A 24,764-nucleotide genomic window follows, 5' to 3' on the forward strand; every position below is an offset into this window, starting at 1 on the left:
CGACATGACCCTGGAACAGACTTTGATCCATCTGCACCCCGACGTCCGGGATTTTCTGAAGCGCGACCAGCAGATATTCATCGGCGGCGCATTCACGCCGACACCGAATGCCGACCGCATCGATGTATTCGACCCGTCAAGCGGACTGGCGATCACGACCATTCCGGCCTGCGGGAATGCCGAAATAAACGAGGCCGTCGCGGCTGCACGGTCTGCGCTGACGGGCGAGTGGTCACGGCTGCGGCCGGCCGATCGCGAACGCGCGATCCAGAAGCTCGCCGATCTCCTGGAGCGCGACGGCGAAGTTTTCGCGCAACTGGAGTCGCTCAACAATGGCAAGAATATCGGCCTCTCCCGCGCGATCGAGGTCGGAGCATCCGTTGACTATCTGCGCTACATGGCCGGCTGGGCGACGAAGATCGAGGGCCATACGCTCGACAGCTCCATTCAGGCGCCTCCCGAAGGCAGCCGGTACATGACCTACACTTTGCGCGAGCCAGTCGGCGTCGTGGGTGCGATCATTCCCTGGAATTTCCCTCTTTCCATGCTTGTCTGGAAGGTCGGGACGGCGCTTGCAGCCGGCTGCACGATCGTCGTCAAGCCTTCCGAGGAAACACCCCTGACAGCCCTGCGTTTTGCGCATCTCTGCCACGAAGCAGGACTGCCGGCAGGCGTCGTCAATATCGTGACCGGTTACGGCCACTCTGCCGGCGCAGCGCTTGCGACACATCCGGCCATCGACAAGCTTGCGTTCACCGGCTCGACCGAAGTCGGCAAAATCATCGGCCACAACGCAGTCGATGGCATGAAGCGCTTTACACTGGAACTCGGCGGAAAATCGCCGATGCTGCTCTTTGCGGACATGCAGGATAACCAGGATCAACTCCTCGCTCGCCTTGGCCTCTTCTTCAACCAGGGGCAGGTTTGCACGGCTGCCACGCGCGTGCTGATCGAGCGCAGCATCTACGAACAGACCGTCGAGAAGCTTGCGAAAGTCGCGGATAGCCTTGCGTTCGGGCCGGGCCTTGATCCGACCGCCGAGATGAACCCGGTGGTTTCGGCCCGGCAGCGCGACCGCGTGAAGGGCTTCATAGAGCGCGCGGAAGCCGCCGGCGCATGCCTTTCGAGCGGTCACCGCGCCGTCCCGGAACGCGGCTATTTTGTCGCTCCCACCCTCGTCAGCAACGTGACGCCCGATATGGAGATCGTCCGCGAGGAAGTGTTCGGCCCCGTTATCGCCGCCATGCCTTTCGAAGACGAGGAGCATGCGCTTCACCTTGCCAACAACACGTCCTACGGGCTCGCCGCATCTATCTGGAGCACGGATCTCAACCGCGCCATGCGCCTGACACGCGCGCTGAAGGCGGGCACGGTCTGGGTCAACACCCACAACGTCCTTGATGCCAATCTGCCCTTCGGCGGCATGAAGCAATCGGGCCTCGGGCGGGAACATGGCCGGGAAGGGCTCGAACATTACCTGGAAACCAAAACGGTCACCATCCGGTACCAGTGAATTCTTCTACAGAGGATTGATATGAAAAACTTGCCGCTCGCGGGCCTTCGTGTGCTCGAATTCACCCAGATGGTCATGGGGCCGTGCTGTGGCCTGATCCTCGCCGATCTTGGTGCGGAGGTCATCAAGATCGAACCCATGCCGCGCGGCGATCGCACCCGGCATCTGTCGGGTCTTGCCGCCGGCTTCTTCGCAGCGTTCAACCGAAACAAGAAGAGCATTGCCGTGGACATGAAGAGCGTGGAAGGCCTGGCCCTGGTCAAGAAGCTTGTCGGCAAGGCGGATATCGTCATCGAGAATTTCCGGCCCGGCCGCATGGACAACCTCGGCCTTTCCTACAAGACCCTGTCGGCAATCAACGACAGGGTCGTCTATTGCTCCTTGAAGGGCTTCCTGCCCGGCCCTTATGACAAGCGATCCGCACTGGACGAGGTCGTACAGATGATGGGTGGCCTCGCCTACATGACCGGCTTGCCGGGCAAGCCCATGCGAGCGGGCGCGTCCGTCAACGATATCATGGGCGCGATGTTCGGCGTCATCGCGATCCAGGCAGCCATCCGCGAGCGAGAGAAGACCGGTAAAGGTCAGGAAGTGCAGGCGTCACTGTTTGAAAACAACGTTTTCCTGATGGCCCAGGCGATGCTGGCCGAAGCGATGACCGGCGAGACTTCCGAGCCCTGGTCCGTCAAGGAAAGGCCATGGCCGGTTTACGATCTCTTCGACATGACCGACGGCACGCAGCTTTTCGTCGGCATCATCGGTGACGGCCAGTGGAATGACTTCTGCATCGAGTTCGGCCGGCCGGAATGGCTGTCCGATCCGCGCCTGCAAAGCAACAATGATCGTTCAGCCCAGCGCTCGTGGCTGCTGCCCGAAGTCCGCAATATGCTGACCGCCATGCCGATCGATCAGCTTATCGAGAGACTTGAGGCCATCGGGCTTCCGTTTGCGCCGGTTCGCCGCCCCGGCGAACTGTTGGAAGATCCACATCTGCTTGCGTCCGGCGGATTGATCGATCTTACGCTGCCGAATGGTGTCGAGGCGCGCACGCCGGCGCTGCCGATCACATTCGGCGGCAAGCGGCTCAACCCGACCGCCGGTCTTCCGACTGTCGGCGGACATACCCGCAACGTGCTGAGCGAATACGGCATCGACGCCAACGAGATCAATAGCATGATCGCCAAAGGCATTGTTGCGGAAATGCTGGGCGAGCGGCCTGGGGAGGACAGCGCCCAACGCACGGCGCAGTCCGCATAGGGAGACGGACATGGAGAGAGAGAAAGTCGAAATCGTCGAAGTCGGCCTGCGCGATGGCCTGCAGATGCTACCGATGATCGTACCGACCGCTGAGAAGCTCGAATGGCTCTCGATGGAAGCAGCGGCGGGCGTCAAACGTTTTGAGGTCGCATCCTTCGTACCCGCGAAGAACCTGCCGCAAATGGCGGACGCAACGGAAGTCGTTGGCGCGGCCCGCGATATGCGCGGTCTGGTCGTGGCCGCGCTTGCACCGAACCTTCGTGGCGCGGTCAATGCGGTCGCCGCCGGCGCACAGGTCGTGGTCATGCCTGTTTCCGCCAGCGCCGCGCATTCCATGTCGAATGTACGCAAGACGCCAGACGAGATGGTGGAGGAGCTTGGCCATGTCGCCCGGATGCGCCGTGACGAGAACTGGAATATCCATATCGAGGCCGGTATCGCGACAGCGTTCGGCTGCACGCTCCAGGGTCGGGTTTCGGAGGACGAGGTTGTTCGCCTGGCCGTGGCCGCCGTGGAGGCCGGCGCCGACGAGATCGGTTTGGCCGACACTGTCGGCTATGCGACACCTGGTCAGGTGAAGCGCATTTTCAGCAACGTCCGCGCGGCGGTCGGCGACAAGTGCAAATCGGCGCATTTTCACGATACTCGGGGAACAGGACTCGCCAATGTGCTTGCTGCCCTCGATACAGGCATCCGCTCGTTCGACGCATCTCTCGGCGGTTTGGGTGGCTGCCCTTTCGCGCCCGGCGCCAGCGGAAACATCGCGACGGAAGATCTGGTCTATATGCTCGAATCCATGGGTTTCGACACCGGGATCGATCTGGCAACCCTGGTCGCGATGCAACCGACGCTGAAGCGCATCATTCCAGGGCAGGAGCTGTTCGGAAAGATGACGAAAGCCGGCATACCGCTCGGTTTTGCAAAAGACAAAATGGCCGCAGAATAAGGAACCGCAGATGGCAATCTACAGCCTTGATGGCATAGCTCCGCAGTTCCCCGAAGAGACCTCGTGGATTGCCGATACCGCTGTTATAATCGGAGACGTATCGCTGGGCGAAGGTGTCGGGATATGGTTCGGCGCCGTGCTGCGAGGAGACAATACACCGATCAATGTCGGCCGGATGACCAACATCCAGGAAAATTGCGTCATCCACTCCGATCCTGGATTCCCCGCCGGCATTGGCGAAGGGTGCACGATCGGCCATAGCGCAATCGTGCATGGTTGTACGATCGGAGACAATACCTTGATCGGGATGGGCGCCACCGTCCTCAATGGGGCCGTGATCGGCCGCAACTGCGTGATCGGAGCCGGCGCGCTCGTGCGCGAGAAGGAACAGATTCCCGACAACTCTCTGGTCGTGGGCTCCCCGGCCAAGATCATTCGCCAGATCGACGAAAGTGGTGAAGCGATGCTGAGAGCGTCCGCCGAGGACTATGCTGAAAAAGCTCGCCGCTTCGCCTCCACCCTTCAACGAATCCGCTGAGCTCTAGTTCTACTCACCTTGAAAAGGGAGCCGGGCAATCCGGCTCCTTTTTCTATTACCCGCAACCTTCTATTTGCATGCAACGCGCAGGATGAGCTTTTGAAGAGCGATCAGTTGGTCAGTGATCAGCTTGACCGCGACCGGATCAGTCAGTTCGCCATTCTCGGCGAACTTCTTGTCGGCCATGCCGATGAAGACTTCCGGTCTGTTGAGGGTGAAGCAGTTCATGTAGACGAGAATCTGGCGCAGATGATACTGGGACCGCGCCGTGCCAAGCATGCCGATGCTCGCACCCATGATGGCCACCGGCTTATCCTCCATGGGCGGCTCCGGCGCGCGAGACACCCAATCGAGCGTGTTTTTCAAAATACCTGAGACGGAAAAGTTGTATTCGGGAGATGAAATCAGAATCGCATCGGCTCCCGCAAGCTTCTGCCTGAGCTGCATGACCGAGGCGGGCATGCCATTTTTGCGGATATCGTCGTTGTAGAGCGGAATATCCGATATGCTTTCGATCGAGATTTCCATGCCGTCCGGTGCGAGTTTTTGGGCCGCCTTCAGGGCAAGCATATTGAACGAGCCTTCGCGAAGGCTGCCACAAAGTCCAATAACATTCATAGATTCCACCCTATATTGGATACCATATTGGTATATATTTGGGATGGAGGATGTCAGCAACCTTAAAATGCGGGCATGACCGAGAATACGCCGGCAATTGACCTCAAGATCAAAGATCGGTACTCATTGATGGATACCGCGAGGAAGAGAATGCAGGAATCAGACGCTGGAAAGTCAGCAACGACGATAACCTATGAGCGCCTAAAGAAGGCCATTTTGTCGCTGGAGCTTTTGCCGGGCCAATCTCTTGCCGAGCGCAGTCTGGAAACTCTGCTGGATTCGTCCCGAACCCCCATTCGCGCTGCGCTCGTCAAGCTGGAAACCGAGGGACTCGTCCGCAAGGGCGATCGCAGCTATTCGGTCGCGCCCATAGAACTGGACGAACTTGAACAAGCGTTTGCGTTCCGAGCCCTTCTGGAGTGTTCAGCCGTTCGCGCCGCAGCAGCAGTCGCGACACCGAACGATATCGCCCGCCTGCGGGCCTTGGCGATGGAATCCTCGGCAAGTTCCCCTGAGGTGGAAATCCGCGCCCCGAAAGCGGAGGAATTCCATCTGGAATTCGCCCGGATTGCCGGCAATGTGTTCACAGTCCGGGCACTCGAGGACATCATGCGGGTCGTTTATCGCGCACGTTGGCTCGACCTCAAGGCTGACAAGGACGATGTTGGGTCACGCGAACACAATGCAATCATCGACCTGATAGAAAGCGGAAAGGCCGATCAGGCCGTGGCCATGATGGAAAAGCATGTGGCTCACTCTCGCGACAGGCTACTGTCTGCCATCAAGTCGCAGGCGCAGGGTTTTCGCATGCGAGGGCTTAAGGTCGTCAGTTAACTTGAAGCGAGCCTGGTGCCGATCTTGAAGTAGGCCAAGCCTTCTCCAAGCCCGTTTCTGAACATGGTCAGAGGCACCGGCGCCGTCCCGGCAGCGGAATGCCAGGAACGAAATTTCCGAAATCGAACAGTTCCGTAACCCGCCGCAGGAGAAGATTTCCAATCCTGCAACAGATAATGCGCGTCACCCGCTGTCCTCCATTTGGGGCTACCGGAATGATTTGGCCTGATCGGCAACCTCACCGCATTTCCGTTGACAGCCTGAAAACAGAGGGTATATTTGGTATATTATTTTGGATACCAAAACGGTAGACAAATTGAGGAGAAAGCGGCGCAATGACCGACGGGCTGGAAGAGACGAAGCCGGTAGGATTTACAACGCAGCGCCTGGCGCATGTCGATCTCGCCAGTGAAATCGGGGCGATCGATACGCATGTGCTGCGGATGAGCCGGACCATCATTGCACCGGACGGCGGCTATGCGCCTCATTCGCATGAGGGGCGACCCGAACTGATCTACATACTTGAGGGAACCTTTACCGACGTCCGCGATGGGATGGAAACCCATTATGGGCCAGGCGAAGTGGTTTCGATGACCAATGGCGTCACGCACGCTATTCGCAACCTGAGTGGGAAGCCGGTGACGTATATTTCCGTCACGGTACGCAAGCCCTGAGGAATACCGGACGCCGCGCGGCGTCCACCATTTGGGAGGAGAGCCACCGGTGCGACGCGCTTTTGTCTGTCGAACGCGAGGCAGCTGAGGATTGGATCGACGAAAGCCAATGAACAGAACGTTCCAGAACGCTTGGGTTGTCAGCCTGACGCATTTCGATCGCGACGGCGGTCTCGACGAACAGGCTATGCGCACGCATCTTTTGCGTCTCGCCGATGCAGGCCAGAACGTCTATGCTGGCAGCACGAACATCGGTGAGGGCTTTTCGCTGGATGACAAGGAACTCCATCGTGTTCTGAGCGTCGCGGCGGAGACGCTTAAAGGCCGGATTGGCATACGTGCCGGTGGCCGTGAGGCGCGAAGTGTTAGTGAGGCTCTCGCCACCATCCGCATCGCGAAGGATGCCGGCGTAGAAGCAATTCACCTCTTCCAGCTGGATGTCGGACACGGCAGCAGCAAGCCGGACGCCGGCGAATTGGAGCGCTTCTACTGCCAGGTCCTGGAAAGATGCGATCTGCCCGTCATCCTCTCCAACTATCCAAAACTTGGCTACGCCGTGCCTGTCGACCTGATCGCGAGGCTTACAGAGCGCTTTCCGCAGATCATCGGCATGCGCGATTCCGGTGGAGATACCGCCTATCTGACGGATCTGCTGTCGCGCCTTGGTGGACGTCTGGAGATTTCGACCGTCGGCGTACGCGCGATGCTCCCTGCCCTCTTTCTCGGCGCCGACACGGTGATGACAACGGAGGCGAATGTCGCACCGGCTTTGGTCACATCGGTCATGGAGGCCTTTCATGCGGGAAAGATGCGCAGCCTGCGTGAGCACTATGCCGCATTGGTCTCGCTGCATCTTGCCCTCAACCGCTATGGCGGTTCCGGCGGACGTGGCATGAAGCCGCTGCTCGACAACCTGGGTCTGATGGGAGGCGCCCTGCGACAACCGCGCAGAGGGATATCGGATCAGGATGCCGAGGCGCTGCTGCATGCCGTTCGTCTTCTCGACCTTGAGGAGTTCAGGGAGTTGGTCGCGACCTGAACAACTGATCATCTTCGGGAGGAAGAAAGCATTTCGTCTTCGGTTTCATGGCCGGATCGGCCAGCTCATGGGAGGAGTTCATGAACACCAAATCCATCGTCTCGGGCGGTGTCTGCATTCTGATAGGCGGCTTCTTCAGCTTGTCAGCCCTGACATCGCTCAAGATCGGTACGTCGACCAATATGGGTCCGGGGTACTTTCCGCTATCCTTGGCGATCATCCTGATCGGCATCGGCCTCTACATCGCCGCCCAGGCCATCAGGGAAGAGAGCGACGGCTTTCGCTTCGGCCTCGGCGCGATACCATGGCGCGGGACGCTGCTCATATGCCTCTCTCCCATTATCCTGGGTCTGACCATTCGCGGCATGGGGCTTGCTCCCTCGATTTTCCTGACCGCGATGGTCTCCGCCTTTGCCAGCCGTGCGCAGACCATGAAGATGGCAGTCTCCGTGAGCCTCGTTCTAACCATCTTCTGTGTCCTCATCTTTGGTGTGATCCTGAAACTTCCGATCCCCGTCATCGGTCCGTGGTTCAGTCTGTAAGGAAAGCCTTATGGAAATTCTGTCTCACCTTGCCATGGGTTTTTCCGTCGCCATGACGACGCAGAACCTTCTTTATTGCTTCATCGGCGTGGTCGTCGGCACTGCGATCGGCGTTCTGCCGGGTCTCGGCCCTGTCGCCACCATGGCGATGCTCATGCCAATCACCTTCAATCTCGATCCGACGGCGTCACTGATCATGCTTGCCGGCATCTATTACGGGGCGCAATATGGGGGATCGACCACTGCTATCCTGATCAACATGCCAGGCGAATCCTCGGCCGCCGTCACGACTCTCGACGGCTATCAGATGGCGAAGCGCGGCAGGGCCGGCCCGGCGCTGTCGGCCGCGGCGCTCGGCTCCTTCTTCGCAGGCTGCGCCGCCACAGTGCTGATCGCCCTCGTGGCCATACCGCTGACGCGCGTGGCGCTCGAGTTCGGACCGGCTGAATATTTCTCGCTTGTTCTTCTCGGCCTGGTCTCTTCCGTCGTTCTCGCTTCTGGCTCGATGCCGAAGGCAATCGCGATGATCCTCATCGGCCTCTTGCTCGGCTTGGTGGGCAGCGATCTTTACACAGGCGTCGCTCGCTTCACCATGGGCTTCACGGAACTTTCCGACGGCGTCAATTTCACGGCCGTCGCGGTGGGCTTTTTCGGTATTTCCGAGATTTTTCGAAATCTGCAGCTGGAGAGCGGAAAAACCACGGACGTCTTCCCGATCGGCAAGCTCTGGCCTTCCAGGGATGATTTCAAGCGCATGATAGCGCCTGTCCTGCGCGGAACGGCCGTCGGCTCGGTTCTGGGCACTCTCCCCGGCGGCATGGCGGTCCTTTCCTCCTTCGCCGCTTACACGATCGAGAAAAGTGTTTCAAAGAACAAGCAGGAATTCGGAAAAGGCGCGATCGAAGGTGTTGCAGCGCCCGAAAGCGCCAACAATGCGAGCGCTCAGACATCCTTCATTCCCATGCTTACACTGGGTATTCCGTCCAACCCGGTTATGGCCTTGATGATTGGAGCGATGATCATGCAGGGCGTGGTGCCTGGGCCGAACGTCATCAGCCAGCACCCCAACCTGTTCTGGGGCATCATCGCCTCGATGTGGATCGGAAACGCCCTGTTGGTCATCCTCAATCTGCCGCTGGTCGGCATCTGGGTGAAACTACTCCGCGTTCCTTATCACGCATTGATCCCGGTGATTATCGTGTTCTGCTCTGTGGGCGTATACAGCATCTCAAGCGCACCCCTGGACCTGTGGCTGGTCGCAATCTTCGGTATTGCAGGATACCTTCTCATCAAGCTGGACTTTGAGCCCGCACCCCTGCTTCTCGGTTTCGTGCTGGGGCCTTTGCTCGAAGAGCATTTCCGCAGGGCAATGATCCTGTCCGGCGGCGATCTCAGGATTTTCTTCAGCCAGCCAGTCAGCGCGTCGCTGCTATTCCTCGCGGCCTGCGTGCTGATCGCCGTCTCCTTCCCGGCGCTGTACCGGAAGCGTGGCAAAGTTTTTGTCGAGGACTGACCGGTAGACGAGGCCGTGCTCGGCACGGCCTCACTCATTCCAATCAGGCAAGAAGAAGCCGCGAGATTTCCCGCGAGGCAGCCAGCAGGGGCTCGACAAGCGATGAAAGCAGACCGCTTCGAGCGGCAGGCACCAAGATGGCGAGACTTGCTTCACACCGGCCACCTTCCTCAATGATGGGAACAGCAACACCGTGAACGCCGAGCTGAAGTTCATCATAGGAAACCGCATATCCGGCTTCGCGCGTGAGCGCGATACGCTGCCGGGCAACCTCAGGGTCTTTACTGCTCTTGAGAACCTTTTCGACATATTTGGGATCCTGAAAGGCGATCAACGACCAACCGCTGGCACCTTGGAGGAGCGAATGGCGAGAGCCCGGCCGATGCTCTACTCGCACCAGATGCTTCTGGCCGAGGGCCTGTTCGATGACCACAGCCTCCGCGTTGGCAATGCCATGCAGCACGACTGTCTCGCCGGTCTCGCTGGCAAGTTTCTGCATTACAGGCTTGGCCTTGCTGCGCAGATTCGTGTCCATGCCGCGGGTCAATTGCAACAAGGCCGGACCTAGCGTGTAACCGCCGGTCTGGCGGCGGACATAAGCGCGTTGCGACAGGGTCGCCAAAAGCCGATGAGCGACTGTGCGGTTGATGTCGCAGTTGCGTGCGACATCCGCAGCACTCATCGGCCCATCGCGCGCGACGCATTCGAGCACGGTAAGCATTTGATCACCTGTCAGCGAAATCTCGACCAACGTATGTCTCCATTTTCGAATGCCTAGATCCTTATCTCGAACCGGCCTGCCAATGCCAGTTCCACACGTGATCCCTCAAGCTGCGCGTTGACCTAGATAACCACATATGATCTATATACGAACAATGTAGTTCGATAAACGGGATAAAATCATGAGACTTGTCAGCTATGAAGAGCAAGAGAAGCCACGCTTTGGAGCGATCATCGGAGATCGCGTCGTTGATCTGGCGCTTTGGAGCACAGTCTGCGCCAAAACGGATGCCTCCCTGGTCGAAATCCCGGCCAAGATCGAGGATTTCTTCGAAGATATCGAAAGGCTCGAACCATCGCTGAAAGCCGTCGTCGCAGCATTCGACGCGAACGGCGCCGAGAACGCGGATGTGAGCAAGCCGCTAGCCGACGTCAAGTTGCTCGCGCCCATTCGCCGCCCCCCCAAGATCGTCTGCGTGGCGCGCAACTATGTTGAACACGCAAAGGAAGCAGGCTTGGAAATTTCTCCGATACCCATCCTCTTTGCGCGCTTCTCCAGCACGTTTGTAGCGGATGGTGACCCGGTGGTCGTTCCGACGGTATCGGACGATCTGGACTGGGAAGGAGAGCTGGCGGTCATCATCGGCAAGAACACCAATGGCAAACGCCTCACCAAAGAAGAGGCGATGGACTACGTGTTCGGTTATTCGATCTTCAACGACGTGACCGTGCGCGACTACCAGTTCCGCGTCACGCAATATACGGCCGGCAAGAATTTCCGCGCGTCAGGTCCGTTCGGTCCTGCGATCGTCACGGCTGACGAGGTTGCCGATCCTCACAAACTCGACATCAAGACGACGCTCAACGGCAACCAGATGCAGTTCGCCAATACAGATACGATGATCTACGACATTCCGACGATCATCGAGAACATCTCCGAATTCATCGATCTGGAAGCAGGCGATGTCATCCCGACAGGCACGCCGGCAGGCGTCGGCTTCAAGCGCAAGCCACCGATCTTCCTCAAGAATGGGGATACGATCACCGTCGAGATTCCGGGTATCGGCGTGCTCAGCAATCCCGTTGTAAAGGAAGGAAAACGGTAATGTCGAAAGAGATGTTCGAACGTGGTTTGAAAATCCGCAAAGAGGTGCTCGGCTCCGAATATGTGGAAAAATCGCTGAATGCGGCTGACGATTTCAACCGCGACTTCCAGAACCTCGTCACCGAATATTGCTGGGGTGCCGGCTGGGGGAGATCCGCTCTCACCCGCCGCGACAAGAGCCTTCTGAACCTCGTGATGCTCGGCGCCTTGAATCGCGGCTCCGAATTCAAGCTGCACCTGAAGGGAGCGGTGACGAATGGCTGCAGCCGCGAGGAGATCAAGGACACGCTGATGCAGCTTGCCATCTATGCAGGCATCCCCGCGGGCGTCGAAGCATTCCGCCTGGCACGCGAAGCATTTGCGGAAATCGACAAATCCTGATGACTTTGGCGGTTTCCGGCCGCCGTCTTGCGGTTTCACCTCCGACAAAAGGAAAACCCGCGATCAGGTCGCGGGTTTTCTGCTTTGCCATGTCGGGAACAACTGGGAACTAACCGCCGATCTTTGCCTGCAGGGTTATCATGTCGGCTTCCCGCTTGGCTTCAAACGCATCGAAGTCGAATGTCGGAAGGTCGATCTCCTCGATCGGATCGTAAGGCCGTGCCGTACCGTGCCAGCCGATCTTGTCGATGCCCCAATAGAATTCGAGCAGATTGCCGTCCGGATCGCGTGCGTAGAATCGTGGCTGGTTTCCAGGCCCGCCCTTGCGGCAATTGACGATCTCCACCCCTCCGTCCCGCATTTCTCGAAACAGGCTGAGAAGGTCCTCCGGAGAGGCCAGTTCAAAGGCAATGTGGTGCAGGCCGAAGCCAAAACGCGGCGCGTCCGGAGCGTCAGGCCCGAGAATGTCGTCACGCATTTTGAAGATCGACAACTCGTGATGGGTGGTGTCGCAGCGGATGAATGCGCCGGCTGCGACCGCAACACCGTGCCCGACCTTCTCCTTTGGATACTCGAATTTCTCGGTCAGCCTCATCCCGAGATACCGGCTGTAGAATTCGACGGTACGGTCGATATCCCTGACGGTCAAACCGATATGACCCAATTTCGAAACGCGCGCTTTCATATTTCCTCCTGTTCGAATAACGAACTTATATGTTCGTTATTCGATATAATATCACGACTAATCATGGGGGCAATCGGATTCTCTGCCTCCTCACGCAACAGCTTCGGCCATATCAGACATTGCCTGTAGGGGAGATACGGTTCTTCTCACGGCTCATCGCCGGCATAAGAGAACCCGAAATGCAACACTGCAGATTCCTCGTTGGCCATGCTCGCAGGCATCTTCTACGGCGCGCAATATGGCGGATCGACCCCGGCCATTCTCGTCAATCTTCCAGGCGAGTCCTCCTCGGTCGTGACCGCATTGGATGGCTACCGGATGGCTCGTCAGGGCAACGCGGACCTGGCCGTTGCAACATCTGCGACCGGCTTGTTCTTTGCGGGAACCGTTGCGACACTGGTGATCGCCATGTTTGCACTGCCGCTAGCGGGCCTCGCCCCCGATCTCGACCCTGCCGAATATTTCTCGCTCCGTCCTCGGGCTCATCGCCTCGGTCGTGTTCGCCCACAGGCAGCGCCCGCTATGCATTCGACATACCTGACATGGTGGATAGCATGGATTTCGTCGTCGTGGCCATGGGGTGTTCGGTATAGGAGAAATCATCGCCAATCTCGAAGATGAAAGCGACCGGCAGATCATGCTGAAGGAGATCAAGGGGCTTTGACCCAATCGGCAGGACTTCAAAAGCATGCCAGTGCCGATTCTACGCGGTACTATGCTCGGCTCACTACTTGGCATCCTGCCAGATGGTGCCGGGCTATGGTAAGCGGCGGCGCGTTCCTGGCGCCGATGCCGTTTTCAAGCCTCTCCAGAACCCGCCAGGAGGCCTTTGTCGAGGACTGATAATGGCAGCCCCTGATCCGAAGGGCTCTCCTCAGGCCCTTCGGACTATGGGGCGGGACACTGCAACACATCTGTCTCAAGCCGCCAGCGAAACGACTTCCGATACAAGACATGATGCAAGCCTGTACGCTCGCCTCGCATCTTGCCTATGCTCCGGCAAGGCAACAGTCGGACCGCTCTTTCACAGGCCGACATCTTGTGCTGACTGCCCGAAGGTTTTCAGGCGGCCAGAATGACCTTCATTGCCTTTTCGCGCGCGGCGTTGCCGAACACGTCGTAAGCGTCGAGGATCTGGTCGAGCCTGAAACGATGCGTGATGAGCTTGCCCGGATCGAACTTGCCGGCCTTGACGGTCTTCAGCAACATCGGCGTCGTGTTGGTATTCACCAGCCCCATCGAGATGTTGATGTTCTTGATCCAGAGATCCTCGATGTGAAGCTCCACCGGCTTTCCGTGAACGCCGACATTGGCGATATTGCCGCCCGCCGAAACGATCTTCTGGCAGATGTCGAATGTCGCGGGAACGCCGACAGCCTCGATCGCCACATCGACGCCCTGGCCGCCGGTCAGGTCCATGATCCGCGATGCGGCGTCTTCCTCGCCGACCTGAATGGTGTCCGTCGCGCCGAATTGCCGGGCAAGGGCCAGACGCGCCGGGTCCATGTCGATCATCACGATCTTCCCCGGAGAATAGAACTGCGACGTCAGCAACGCCGACATGCCGACCGGGCCTGCGCCGACGATGGCGATCGTATCGCCCGGCTTCACGCCGCCCGCCTGTACCCCGATCTCAAGTCCTGTCGGCAGGATGTCCGAGAGCATCACCAATGCTTCCTCATCCGCACCTTGCGGGATGGGATACAGCGAATTGTCGCCATGGCGAATGCGGACATATTCGGCCTGCGTGCCGTCGACCGTGTTTCCAAGCTGCCAGCCGCCATCGTCGCAATGGGAATAGAGCTGCCGCTTGCAGTTCGGGCACGAGCCGCAGGACGTGATGCACGAGATCAGCACCGGATCGCCCCGGCGGAAATTGCGCACCGCGCTGCCGACATCGTCAACGACGCCGACGCCTTCGTGACCAAGTGTGCGTCCTTCCGTGACGCTCGGCACATCGCCCTTCAGGATGTGCAGGTCGCTGCCGCAGATTGTCGTCTTCGTGATTTTCACGATGACATCCGTCGCCTCCTGAATGACCGGTTTCGGCTTTTCGACCCAGTCCTTCTTGCCCGGCCCGTAATAAACAAGCGCTTTCATCATATCCTCCCGCGGGGGCATGCCCCTCAGCATGTTTTTGCAAAGATCACACAAACCCGTCTCCAGTCCGGATAGTGGGGCACCAACCGGTGCCCGCAACCAGTCTAGACGAGGACCATGGGCGGGCGCACGCCGATGCCTGATCCATTCGGGAAGCCGGTGATCGAAATCGGAAGAAATCAGCCTGCACTTTCAAATCGCCCGCCGAAACGGATCGGAAGGCGCGCGTCCAGTCGAGATCCGTTTCAGGAAAAGGAACAAGGATAGTAGACCGTCACATGCGCCCAGGCCGGCTGCGCAATGTCTGGTAGGGTGTTTCGCCGAAGCGCTGACGGTAGCAGGCGCTCATCGCGGTAAGGTTCACATATCCCCTCCCCGCAGCGATGGAGGAAACGGTCTGCCCGGGCGGAGCCTCTTCGAGCGCCTTGCGGAGACCGTCAAGACGACGAGCGGTGAGATATTCATGCGGCGTCACGCCACGAAACCGCCGAAACCCTTCGGAGAGGCTACGCGCCGAAATGCCGAGTTGCGCGGCGATATCCGTCACGGAGGGCGCTTCATGCGCCCTTTCCTCCATCAGCCGCTCCGCCTCGCGCACATATCGGGGTGCTGCGCTGCGCGCTCCGGTTTCAAGATTGAGCCCCGAACACTCAGCCCACCCGCGCAGCAGTTCGAGGCACAAGGTTTCCTCGATCCGCTTCTCGATCAACGGGCTGGCAATGCGATCGTTCCGAGCGTCGACCGACAGGGTTGCGTAATCGAGAAGGGAAAGCCAGGCCGAATGGCCGTGACCGAAGACCAGGCGTTTTTTCCAAAGGTCGTCTTCGGGCACGAAACCGTACCAACGCTGCGCCGTTTCCTCCATCACCGCGTGCGGAATGGTGAGGTTGAATTGAAGATCGTCACCGTCGGCCACGTTCCAGTAGTCCGTTCGGCTGCAGTCGACGACGTAGCTGTCTCCGGGCCTGGTATCGATGCTCGCGCCGTCCGTCAGCGGATGGCGCACACTTCCGCGCATGGTGTTGACAACGATGATATTGCCAGAGGACGGATCGAATTCATCCGCCTTCGTGGGCACGCCAAAGCAGAAGCGGCTCAGAACGATCCGGCCGATCGACAGTGTGCGCAAGGTGGCGTTCGGATCGGAGCCTGCCACGAGCGGCCGCGTGGCAAGCGGCATGTAGACCCGATGGCAGAAGGCGTTGACCTGAGCCCACTCCCGGGACGCATTCAGCTTTCCGCTCAGGAGCGGTCTGCCTTGCGCATCGTAAAGCAGCGCATGCTCCAGCAATTCTTCGCCCTCCACACATCTCCGGCGCCATTGTGCCTGGAAATGCCGGAAATTCAATCAGGCAACGGCTGTACGCCTCCCGGCGCAAAGCCGCCCCTCATGTTGCCATCCGGCAGCGATATGCGTTCACTCCGCGGGATTGCCGCTGCCGGCCAATCCGGAACGCCGGGGCCGGTGCACCGGACCGTTCAGCACGCAATAGGCAACAAGACCAATCACCAGTCCCCAGTAGGCACCGCCAATACCGAGCAGGTTGATATTCGCCGCGGAAGCCAGGAAGGTGATGAGCGAGGCTTCACGGGAGGAAGGGTCGGCCATCGCGCCCGCAAGGCTGCCACCGATCGTACCGAGCAGGGCAAGGCCGGCGAGCGTGGTGATGAAGGTCGCGGGGAAAGCCATGAAGACCGCCGCAAGGGTGACGCCGAATACACCGACAAGTACATAGAAGCAGCCCGCCGCAATCCCGGCGATCCAGCGCTTGCGCCGATCTTCGTGGGCTTCCCGCCCGGTGGCGATCGCAGCCGTGATCGCAGCAAGATTGAAGGCATGGGAGCCGAAGGGCGCCATGACGAGCGAGCCGAGGCCCGTCACGGTGAGGATCGGGTTGGCGCTGGTCCTGAAGCCATCGTTTCGCAATACCAGCATTCCGGGCATGTATTGGCCCGTCAGCGTGATGAGAAACAGCGGCAGCGCGACCGAGAGCAGCGCATTCAGCGAAAATTCCGGAACGGTGAAGACGGGAATGGCAAATTCCAGCCTCAGCTCCGATAGCTCAACCCTGCCCTGTAGAAGCAGGAAGACCAGCCCGAGCAGGAGGATGCCCACCACGGCGTAGCGAGCCGACAACCGTTTCAGCACGACATAGGCAATGACGAGCAGGCCGACCAGCAGAGGATCGGCGCTTGCGCCGCCGAACGCGCCAATGCCGAACTGCAACAGAATACCTGCGAGCAGGCCGGACGCGATACCCGGCGGGATCAGCCGGATGACCTTCTCGAAATAGCCCGAAAGCCCGAGAATGACGAAGGCGACCGCCGAGATCATGTAGGCACCGACCGCCTCCGCATAGGGCGTTGTGGCGAGCGCGGTGACAAGGAAAGCAGCCGCTGGCGTCGACCAGGCGGTGATGATCGGCTCGCGATAGCGCCAGCTCAGAAAAAGCCCCGTCACGCCTACGCCAATGGAAACAGACCAGACCCAAGATGCCGTCAATTCCGGACTGAGGCCGGCAACCTTGGCAGCCTGGAAGACGAGAATGAATGTGCCACCGTAATTGACGATGACGGAGATCAAACCAGCGATAGTCGGATGCGTCAGGTCGCTGAGGCGGATGGGGGATATGACGGGCGGCATGTCTTGAAAAGGCTCCTGAAATTTACGGCATATGACCGGTGAGGGCCTTGACATCTAGCTGATGATTGGCCGGATTATCCCATCCATTTTTTCGAGAAGGCCCAGACCAATTGTTCAAGCATTCCCAATTGGAAACCGTGAAGGCATGGCTTGCCCAACCCGCCCATGCGGCGATGCCGCTTCACGCCCGGATACAGCGGGCGATCCGGCAGCTGATCCTCGACGGCGCGCTGGACAGGGGCAAGCCACTGCCCGCCTCGCGGGCGCTCGCCAGATCGCTTGGCGTCTCGCGCGATACCGTCGAGACGGCCTATGCCCAACTGCACGCCGAAGGCTTCATCGACCGCCGGATCGGCAGCGGCAGCTTCGTGGCGCAGATGACGGAATTTTCCCCCATGCGCCACCCCACGCCGCGCAATATGGCCCAGCGCAGGCAGGCCTCAGATCTCAGCAATCGCGGCAGTGCCGTGTTCGGCAGCGGTGGTGTTCGGGAGCTGCTTTCGCCACGACCATTCGCACATGGCATACCGGAGACGCGTAGCTTTCCGCTTCATCTGTGGGAACGGCTGGAGCGACAGATACTGAAGGAGACCGGCACCAGCGTGCTTCTTCACGGCGATCCGCAGGGAACCGAACCACTGCGACGCGCCATTGCCGACTATGTCAACCTTGAGCGGGGTGCCCGTGCCACGGCCGACCGAGTCCTGGTGCTCACCAGTTCGCAACAGGCATTGACGTTATGCGCAACCATGCTGCTCGATCCCGGCGACCGCATCTTCATCGAGGACCCTGCCTATTACGGGGCACGCAAGGCGTTCAACGCGGCTGGACTGGAATGCGTGCCTGTCTGCCTTGACCGGCAGGGATTGTCGGTTGGACAGATCATGGATGAGCCGCAGCGTGCCAAAGCTGTCTTCCTCACCCCATCCCACCAGTTTCCGACCGGCGCAACGCTGGCGCTGGATCGTCGCCTGGCTTTGATCGAATGGGCTGCGCGATATGAGACCTGGATCATCGAAGACGACTACGACAGCGAATTCCGCTATGCAGGCAAGCCCACGGCCTGCGTGCAGGGCCTCGATCCGCATGAGCGGACTATCTATATCGGCACCTTCACCAAATCGCTCTTTCCAGGCCTCAGGATCGGTTATGCGGTGCTGCCGCCCCAACTGGTGCAGCCGATGACCGTCGCGCGCACACTGCTCGACGGTCATTCCGCCCCGCTTGCACAATTGACACTCGCCCGGTTCATGGAAGGTGGGCATTTCGGCGCGCATATCCGCGCCATGCGTGCGATCTATGCTGAGCGTCTGGATGCCCTGGTCGGCCTTGTACGAAAGCATCTTTCGGATTTTGTCGAACCCCGCGTTCCCATCGGCGGACTGCAGATGCCCTGCCTGCTGACAGGCGAGCTATCCGAGCGCGTAGCCATCGACGCCGGGCGGCGTGTCGGGATCGAGTTGCTCGGCTTGTCGGCGCTTCATGCCGATGGAAACGGCAAGGCCGGCTTCCTGATGGGCTTCGCCGCGTACACTCCGGCCGAGATCGAGATTGCAATCAGGAAGCTGGCTCATGCGCTTCGCGCGGCAGCGAAGCCGTAACCGGATGATCCCCTCGCCCAACGGTCCAACCGGCCTCCGGAAAATGGAGGAGAACGGCAGCCGCTCTCATGAATGACGCCTCAATGGCCGGTGCGTAAAATTGTATTCGCGGACGCCCAAGTCTCGTCATCCCTCACGAACGCTCCCTGGCCGCCAGTTTTGTAACGATCAGCGCGGGTGGAACAGTCGTGAATGGCGATGCCGCGAAATTGCCGGAACGTCTGCTGCGGGAGGCGGATAGCGCCCTCTATTATGCCAAGCATGGCGGACGCAACCGGATACATACCACCAATGAGGAAGGACGCTCCGACTGACGGCCCAAGGAAAGGATAGAGCCGAAAGCAACGCCGGCTGACGCCCGTTTGGTGTGTCGGATATCAAAAGTCCGTACAAACGATCGGATACGATCCGGACGAACCCTTCAAGGCCAGCACTCGGCGAATGGCTGCCTTCTCGCCTAGGCGTTAGCCCATCTCTTCGTCTGAGGAACGACGACGTTCCGGTCGGTGGATTGAACGAATGCCTCCGGTTGGTCGACATTGAATTGACGGATCAGATCATGCAGGGTTCGCATGTTGGCTCTGATTGAGGATGTGGCGGCGCTGGTTTCCTCGACCATGCTCGCATTCTGTTGCGTTGCGTGATCCATTCGAGAGACCGCCTCATTGATCTCCGAGATTCCCACGGACTGCTCCTTGGAAGATCCCGCAAGATCGCTGGCGTAGCGCGCTATTTCGCGGATGTTCGTCGCAATCGTCTGAAGTGCCTCTCCCGTTTTCCCCACGAGCGTCACACCTGTTTCAACCTGGGAGGACGAGGTGGAAATCAGGGTTTTGATTTCTTTTGCGGCTGTGGCCGAGCGTTGAGCAAGTTCGCGAACCTCCTGCGCGACGACAGCGAAACCCTTGCCGGCTTCGCCTGCCCGCGCCGCCTCGACCCCTGCATTCAGGGCGAGCAGATTGGTCTGAAAGGCGATTTCGTCAATCACCCCGATAATCTGACTGACCTGGTTGGACGACCCCTTGATTTCCGCCATGGCGTGGATGGCGGCCTCCACGATATTGCGGGACTCCTCGGCAGATTCTCGTGTTTGCTGGGTAATGGTTGCAACGCTCGCAGCGTTATCCGCCGCGTTGTTCACGGTCGACGTCAATTCTTCCAAAGCGGCAGCGGTTTCCTCAAGCGACGCGGCCTGCTGCTCTGTCCGGCGCGAAAGGTCGTTCGCAGCTCCCTCGACCTGCCCGAGATCCGTGTGAACCGTTGAGGACAGTCTCGTGATATCCAGCATTATGGCTTGCAACCTCTCGGCCGCACCGTTGAAATCAGTTTTCAGGCGCACGGAATCTTCTGGAAAAGCAGCCGTGATGCGGTGCGTCAGATTACCGCCGGACAATTGAGACAGAGCATGCCCAAGCATCTCTATGGTGCGCTCAGCCTCCTCGGCCGTACGTTCCGACTGCTGTTTGAGAGTGACCTGTTCGTGCACATCATTCAAAGATCCGCAACACAGAACGGTCTGCCCGTCCGGGTCGAAGACCGCACCGCCCGTGGCCCTGAACCAGCGATAGCTGCCGTCGCTGACTTTCAGACGATAGGTCACGTCGTAACGGGTATCTCCGCTTCGATCGGTGACGGTTTTTCCAAACGCTGCAAACGTTGCCGCGACATCGTCAGGGTGAAGACGTTCGGACCAGGATTGAACGACGTTGGGAAAACTCTTTTCGTCATTGTAACCGATCAAACGTCGAAATTCGGCGGACCAGGTCCATCGACTTTCAACATGCATCGCATCGCCTTTGTGAAGGACCGCGTCCCAAAGACCGATGCCGCTCGCCTCGTCCAATATGCGTGAACGCAGGCTGACGCGACGCAACTCTTCCTGGACCGATGTCAGCAGTTTCTTGCTTCGATTTAGGAACATTGGGAGCCTCCTCAAAAGGTCTCCTACCAATATTACGGAAAACGGTTAATCAATTGCGCAAAAGCTTGTTGAAATACGAAGCGGCACATTCCTGAAAGGCCCCAAACCTTCCGGCCGTCCGGCAGGCGATCCTAAACGCGCTCGAAATCGAGATGAATCGTTGCGTCGCCTTTCACTTACGCGACATGCCTTGCTCCTGATGTCAAATGCATCAACAAAGAGTCGGTTTGGGATGACTGTTATGGAGCAGCGCCGGATAAGCAAAGGATGCGCCTCTTCTACCGGTATGATGCTGTGCGGAGGCCGCGCGTGGCATCGGCCAAGGACATTTCTCTGTCTCTGGCACGATATATCCTGCTGCCATCAATGCTCCGGTCGTCGTGGATTAAGATCGGGCAGCCCCGGTTGGAGGTTCGATGCCCTCCGGAAGAGGCGTCTGATATGCCTCCCCGTTGCGGCGGATGCCGAGTTCCTGCTTTGCCCGGGACAGCAGATCAGGGTCTCTTACCACCTTCGCCCCGGTGGCTGCCATGACCTTGGCGGCTTTGATCATAGCCTTGTGCGCGGCGGGCAGCTTGGCCTGCGTCACCGCCTGCCAGGCATGAAATGGCGTGCCGATCGCAGCCGTCGCCGTCAGGCACTGCGCCGTGGGGACGACCCAGCTGACATCGCCCACGTCGGTGGAACCGAAAAGCAGGCCGGGTGAAGAGGGTAGCGGCAGAAGTCCGTCGTGCAGGGATTTCGGATAGTCCTCCGGTCCCCCGAAGGCTTCCGCACTGGCGCGAACGTCGTCGTCCGTAAGCGCCGCGGCACGCAGCCGATCGGCGAAATCGAAATCCGCCGCATCGAAATCGGGAGCGCCGAGCTGGGCGAACTCACGGTGCATCGCCTCCTCCAGCGTCCGGTTGGGCAGTATGTTGGACGTCGCACGGTCGAAGATCATCTCCACCTTGGTTTCCGTCATCAAGGCTGCGCCCTCGGCGATCTTGCGCACCCGCTCGAACAGGCCGCGGACATCGCTCAGTTTCGGCGCGCGGATGAGATAGAGGCCCTCTGCCGAGGCCTGCACGACATTTGGTGAAATGCCGCCTGTCTGGGTGATCGCGTAATGCACGCGGGCGTCGGACGGCATATGCTCGCGCATGTAGTTGATGCCGACATTCATCAATTCGACAGCGTCCAGAGCACTGCGGCCGACCTGCGGGCTCATCGCGGCGTGCGCCGCACGGCCGCTGAAGCGGAAATAGGCCTGGATGTTGGCGAGCGTCGAGGACGACATCACGGCATTGTAGACGCAAGGGTGCCAGCAGAAGGCGGCATTAAGATCGTCGAAGGCGCCGGCCCGCGCCATGTAGGTCTTGCCCGAGCCGCCCTCCTCGGCCGGACATCCGTAATAGCGGACGCGCGCCTTGACGCCGGCTTCGGCAAGCGCGTCCCGCAGGGCGACCGCCGCAAGCAGCGAGGCAGCGCCCAGAAGATTGTGATGGCAGCCGTGGCCGTTCGCGCCGGGCTCGGCTTCACGCTGCCCGGTAACGCCCGGCACCTGCGAAAGACCGGCCAGCGCATCGAACTCGCCGAGAAAGCCGATGGTGACATCCCCCTCGCCCGCTTCCGCCATAAAGGCCGTCTTGATGCCGGCAATATCGCGGATGACCCGAAAACCCTCCGCTTCCACGGCCGCAATGTGCTCCTCGACCGAGCGAAACTCCTCGAAACGCAGTTCCGGCATGCCCCATATGCGATCGCTGAGATCGATGAAGGCCTGCGCCTTGGCGTCGGCGCAGCGTGAGATATGGTAGGCGTCGAGAACATCGTTGCGCCCGGCCACGGCGGCCTTTTCTTCCTGCATGTCGCTCATTCCTCGATCAGTTCAGATATTGGCGCCCGCGCAGGCGAGCAGTACGGCGAGCCCGACGGACATGCCGGGAAACGTCTTGTCCGGGTCGACGTCCGTCCACTCGCTCAGCGAATGCGCGTCACCGCCTTCACCGCCCCATGACAGGGTCACCGCCGGAATGGCGAGGCTCATGGCCATGTTGGCATCCGTCGAAAACGAACCGAACACCGGCGCCTCGCCGGTCGCCTCGATGACCGCGGCGGCACATTCGGTCAGTTCGCCATCCGCGGTGACCCCGGCAGGCCGGTCACCGATCAAGACGATCTCGACGGCAATTGCCCCTTTCTCGATCGAGCGGCTGTCGTTCTCGACATGGCATGATTGCAGCACGATCTCGCGGAACCGCATATCGAGGGCGGCCAGTTCGAGGGTGGAGTTGGAACGCAGATCCACCATCAGAGAGACTTCCGCCGGGATGGCGTTGACCGAGTTGCCGCCCTTGATGACAGTGGAACTGCATGTCGTCTTCGGATCGTCGGGCAAGGACAGGCGTCCCAGCTCGACCACCGCCCGCGCTGCGGCGATCATCGGGTTGACGATGCCGTGGTCGGCGAAACTATGGCCGCCCGGCCCGCGGAACGTGACGCGATAACGCTTCGACCCTGTGCCACCGGAAACGATGGCATTTGCCGGCGTCGGTCCATCCAGGCAGATCAGGGCGGCGATGCGACCCCGATAGGCGCTTTCGGCAAAGAAATGCCGCATGCCGCGCAGGTCGCCCTCGCCTTCCTCGCCGACGCTTGCGAGCACGAGGATGTCGTCGCGCGTCTGTATCCCCGCCGCATCGAGCGCCCGCAGATAGGCGAGAATGGTCGCAAGGCCGCGGGTATTGTCGCCGACGCCCGGCGCCGCAAGCCGGTATCCGTCACGTCGGACCGTCACGTCCGTACCCTCGGGAAAAACGGTATCGAGATGCGCCGAGATGGCGATCAACCGCTTGCCGTTTCCATTGCCGCGGCGAATTCCGGTGACGTTGCCGATAGCGTCGGTTGCCACGTCCGAAAGACCGGCCGCCTCCAGCATCTGCCGATAGGCCTGGCCACGGCGCTCCTCCTTGAAAGGGGGCGCAGGAATTTCGGTGAGTGCGATCAGTTCATCGATGAAACGGTCATGGGTCTGCGCCATCGTATCGGTTGCAGCCTTGAAGGGCGCGCTTGCCAGAAGCGCCCGGACTGCGGTTTCTCCGGCCGGCACGAGAGTTTTCAGTTTTGACATGTTCAGGCTGCTTCGTTGAGATGACAGGCCGAAAGGCGGCCTGCGCCAATCGGTTTCAGTTCGGGAATATCCCGCCTGCAACGATCCGTCGCGCTCGGGCAGCGCGGGTGGAACGGGCAGCCGGGCGGCGGGTCGAGCGGTGATGGAAGTTCGCCCCGGATCGGCTTGTAATCCCTCTCGCCGGCCTCCAGCACCGGCAGCTGCTCCAGAAGCAGGCGCGTATAGGGGTGGTTCGGGCTGGAGAACAGTTCGATTGTCGGAGCGATTTCCACGACTCGGCCGAGATACATGATCACCACTCGGTCGGAGATATGCTCCACGACGCCGAGATTGTGCGAGATGAACAGGTAGGTGAGGTCCAGTTCATCGCGCAGATCCATGAACAGGTTCAGCACCTGCGCCTGGATGGAGACATCGAGGGCCGCCACCGCTTCGTCGCAGATAATCAGCGACGGCTTGACGGCAAGGGCGCGGGCAATGCCGATGCGCTGCCGCTGGCCGCCGGAGAACTGGTGCGGGTAACGGTTGACGTAGGCGCCGGAAAGACCAACTTTTTCCATCAGGTCAACGACGTAGGCGCGCTGCCCGGCCTTGCTGATCAGCCCGTGGGCGACCGGCGCTTCGCCGATGATATCCAGCACGCGCATGCGCGGATTGAGCGAGGCAAACGGGTCCTGGAAAATCATCTGGACGCTGAGCGAGAAATCCCGCCTTTGGTGCGGCGTCATCGTCGAGGTCGGAACACCCCTGTAGCTGATGCTGCCTGCCGTGATGCCGCTGATGCCGGCGATCATCCGCGCGACAGTGGACTTGCCGCAACCGGATTCGCCAACGATGCCGACGACCTCACCCTTGCCTACGGCAAGATCGATGCCGGCGACGGCTCGCACCTCGATCTTGCGGACCTTGGCGCCGAAGAGATTGGCGATATGGCCCGCCACGCCGACCGGCTTGATGAAGGTCTTGGCAAGGGAGCGCAGTTCCAGCATCGGCGCTTCAGCGTTCTTGTCTGTGATCATGT

General features: G+C 59.9%; 23 protein-coding genes and 1 pseudogene. 14 read left to right on the top strand and 10 right to left on the bottom strand.

Translation table 11 applies throughout. The annotated features are described in order from the left end of the window. Nucleotides 1-4: 4 nt before the first annotated feature. Genes ACFFP0_RS01360 through ACFFP0_RS01375 form a run of 4 tightly spaced genes read left to right on the top strand, consistent with a single transcriptional unit; the run spans nt 5 to nt 4,254 of the window. Nucleotides 5-1,513, top strand: a complete 1,509-nt coding sequence (locus tag ACFFP0_RS01360; RefSeq protein ID WP_377254969.1) for an aldehyde dehydrogenase family protein — start codon at nt 5-7, stop codon at nt 1,511-1,513. Nucleotides 1,514-1,534: 21 nt separating this feature from the next. Beyond that, the gene (locus ACFFP0_RS01365; RefSeq protein ID WP_377254971.1) at nt 1,535-2,770 is read left to right on the top strand and encodes a CaiB/BaiF CoA transferase family protein; all 1,236 of its coding nucleotides are present in this window, start codon (nt 1,535-1,537) and stop codon (nt 2,768-2,770) included. 10 nt (nt 2,771-2,780) lie between these two features. Beyond that, nucleotides 2,781-3,716, top strand: coding sequence for a hydroxymethylglutaryl-CoA lyase (locus ACFFP0_RS01370; RefSeq protein WP_377254974.1), 936 nt, complete (start codon nt 2,781-2,783; stop codon nt 3,714-3,716). A 10-nt stretch (nt 3,717-3,726) separates the two neighbouring features. Next, on the top strand, nt 3,727-4,254 hold the full coding sequence (locus ACFFP0_RS01375; RefSeq protein WP_377254979.1) for a gamma carbonic anhydrase family protein: 528 nt from the start codon (nt 3,727-3,729) through the stop codon (nt 4,252-4,254). Between the two features lie 69 nt (nt 4,255-4,323). On the opposite strand, the gene ACFFP0_RS01380 is transcribed toward ACFFP0_RS01375, so the two are convergent. After that, entirely contained in the window at nt 4,324-4,872 is a 549-nt protein-coding gene (locus ACFFP0_RS01380) for an NADPH-dependent FMN reductase (RefSeq protein ID WP_377254982.1), read from the bottom strand. Nucleotides 4,873-4,947: 75 nt separating this feature from the next. On the opposite strand from ACFFP0_RS01380, the gene ACFFP0_RS01385 reads away from it, so the two are divergent. The 5 genes from ACFFP0_RS01385 to ACFFP0_RS01405 all read left to right on the top strand — a co-directional run bounded on the left by ACFFP0_RS01385 (nt 4,948) and on the right by ACFFP0_RS01405 (nt 9,474). Then, nucleotides 4,948-5,706, top strand: coding sequence for a GntR family transcriptional regulator (locus tag ACFFP0_RS01385; RefSeq protein ID WP_377254985.1), 759 nt, complete (start codon nt 4,948-4,950; stop codon nt 5,704-5,706). Between the two features lie 335 nt (nt 5,707-6,041). Further along, a complete protein-coding gene (locus ACFFP0_RS01390) occupies nt 6,042-6,380 on the top strand; it encodes a cupin domain-containing protein (RefSeq protein WP_377254988.1) in 339 nt (112 codons plus the stop codon). 109 nt (nt 6,381-6,489) lie between these two features. After that, a complete protein-coding gene (locus ACFFP0_RS01395) occupies nt 6,490-7,419 on the top strand; it encodes a dihydrodipicolinate synthase family protein (RefSeq protein ID WP_377254991.1) in 930 nt (309 codons plus the stop codon). 80 nt (nt 7,420-7,499) lie between these two features. Next, nucleotides 7,500-7,961 carry a tripartite tricarboxylate transporter TctB family protein gene (locus tag ACFFP0_RS01400; protein ID WP_377254995.1) on the top strand — a complete coding sequence of 154 codons (462 nt, stop codon included), beginning with the start codon at nt 7,500-7,502 and terminating at the stop codon, nt 7,959-7,961. A gap of 10 nt (nt 7,962-7,971) precedes the next feature. Further along, a complete protein-coding gene (locus ACFFP0_RS01405) occupies nt 7,972-9,474 on the top strand; it encodes a tripartite tricarboxylate transporter permease (RefSeq protein ID WP_377254998.1) in 1,503 nt (500 codons plus the stop codon). A 43-nt stretch (nt 9,475-9,517) separates the two neighbouring features. Here the strand turns inward: ACFFP0_RS01405 and ACFFP0_RS01410 are convergent, their stop codons facing one another. Continuing rightward, complete coding sequence (locus ACFFP0_RS01410) at nt 9,518-10,225, bottom strand: IclR family transcriptional regulator (protein ID WP_377255002.1); 708 nt, start codon at nt 10,223-10,225, stop codon at nt 9,518-9,520. 151 nt (nt 10,226-10,376) lie between these two features. Between ACFFP0_RS01410 and ACFFP0_RS01415 the strand changes: the two genes are divergently transcribed. Both ACFFP0_RS01415 and ACFFP0_RS01420 read left to right on the top strand, forming a co-directional pair. Beyond that, on the top strand, nt 10,377-11,300 hold the full coding sequence (locus ACFFP0_RS01415; RefSeq protein WP_377255005.1) for a fumarylacetoacetate hydrolase family protein: 924 nt from the start codon (nt 10,377-10,379) through the stop codon (nt 11,298-11,300). Beyond that, a complete protein-coding gene (locus tag ACFFP0_RS01420; protein ID WP_377255009.1) occupies nt 11,300-11,680 on the top strand; it encodes a carboxymuconolactone decarboxylase family protein in 381 nt (126 codons plus the stop codon). Before ACFFP0_RS01415 ends, ACFFP0_RS01420 begins: the two co-directional genes overlap by 1 nt. Nucleotides 11,681-11,789: 109 nt before the next feature. Here ACFFP0_RS01420 and ACFFP0_RS01425 read toward each other — a convergent pair whose 3' ends face one another. After that, the gene (locus tag ACFFP0_RS01425) at nt 11,790-12,365 is read right to left on the bottom strand and encodes a VOC family protein (protein WP_377255012.1); all 576 of its coding nucleotides are present in this window, start codon (nt 12,363-12,365) and stop codon (nt 11,790-11,792) included. Between the two features lie 195 nt (nt 12,366-12,560). On the opposite strand from ACFFP0_RS01425, the pseudogene ACFFP0_RS01430 reads away from it, so the two are divergent. Next, nucleotides 12,561-13,125, top strand: a pseudogene (locus ACFFP0_RS01430) (tripartite tricarboxylate transporter permease); the annotation flags it as partial. Nucleotides 13,126-13,427: 302 nt separating this feature from the next. Here ACFFP0_RS01430 and ACFFP0_RS01435 read toward each other — a convergent pair. From ACFFP0_RS01435 to ACFFP0_RS01445, 3 genes are all read right to left on the bottom strand, one after another. Beyond that, nucleotides 13,428-14,465, bottom strand: a complete 1,038-nt coding sequence (locus ACFFP0_RS01435) for a zinc-dependent alcohol dehydrogenase family protein (RefSeq protein ID WP_377255015.1) — start codon at nt 14,463-14,465, stop codon at nt 13,428-13,430. Nucleotides 14,466-14,739: 274 nt separating this feature from the next. Then, nucleotides 14,740-15,771, bottom strand: a complete 1,032-nt coding sequence (locus ACFFP0_RS01440; protein ID WP_377255018.1) for an AraC family transcriptional regulator — start codon at nt 15,769-15,771, stop codon at nt 14,740-14,742. 111 nt (nt 15,772-15,882) lie between these two features. Next, complete coding sequence (locus tag ACFFP0_RS01445; RefSeq protein ID WP_377255021.1) at nt 15,883-17,109, bottom strand: benzoate/H(+) symporter BenE family transporter; 1,227 nt, start codon at nt 17,107-17,109, stop codon at nt 15,883-15,885. A gap of 110 nt (nt 17,110-17,219) precedes the next feature. Between ACFFP0_RS01445 and pdxR the strand changes: the two genes are divergently transcribed. Both pdxR and ACFFP0_RS01455 read left to right on the top strand, forming a co-directional pair. Next, on the top strand, nt 17,220-18,710 hold the full coding sequence (pdxR, locus tag ACFFP0_RS01450; protein ID WP_377255024.1) for a MocR-like pyridoxine biosynthesis transcription factor PdxR: 1,491 nt from the start codon (nt 17,220-17,222) through the stop codon (nt 18,708-18,710). Between the two features lie 128 nt (nt 18,711-18,838). Next, the gene (locus ACFFP0_RS01455; RefSeq protein ID WP_377255432.1) at nt 18,839-19,024 is read left to right on the top strand and encodes a diguanylate cyclase domain-containing protein; all 186 of its coding nucleotides are present in this window, start codon (nt 18,839-18,841) and stop codon (nt 19,022-19,024) included. 143 nt (nt 19,025-19,167) lie between these two features. Here the strand turns inward: ACFFP0_RS01455 and ACFFP0_RS01460 are convergent, their stop codons facing one another. The 4 genes from ACFFP0_RS01460 to ACFFP0_RS01475 form a co-directional block, all read right to left on the bottom strand. Further along, complete coding sequence (locus tag ACFFP0_RS01460; RefSeq protein WP_377255027.1) at nt 19,168-20,631, bottom strand: methyl-accepting chemotaxis protein; 1,464 nt, start codon at nt 20,629-20,631, stop codon at nt 19,168-19,170. Between the two features lie 385 nt (nt 20,632-21,016). Beyond that, nucleotides 21,017-22,480, bottom strand: coding sequence for an amidohydrolase (locus tag ACFFP0_RS01465; protein ID WP_377255029.1), 1,464 nt, complete (start codon nt 22,478-22,480; stop codon nt 21,017-21,019). A 21-nt stretch (nt 22,481-22,501) separates the two neighbouring features. Beyond that, on the bottom strand, nt 22,502-23,743 hold the full coding sequence (locus ACFFP0_RS01470; protein ID WP_377255032.1) for a M20/M25/M40 family metallo-hydrolase: 1,242 nt from the start codon (nt 23,741-23,743) through the stop codon (nt 22,502-22,504). A gap of 2 nt (nt 23,744-23,745) precedes the next feature. Then, entirely contained in the window at nt 23,746-24,762 is a 1,017-nt protein-coding gene (locus tag ACFFP0_RS01475; RefSeq protein WP_377255035.1) for an ABC transporter ATP-binding protein, read from the bottom strand. Nucleotides 24,763-24,764 lie beyond the last annotated feature (2 nt).

Origin of the sequence: Neorhizobium puerariae, assembly GCF_042429745.1 — a bacterium.
In the GTDB taxonomy this organism is placed as follows: Bacteria; Pseudomonadota; Alphaproteobacteria; order Rhizobiales; family Rhizobiaceae; genus Neorhizobium; species Neorhizobium puerariae.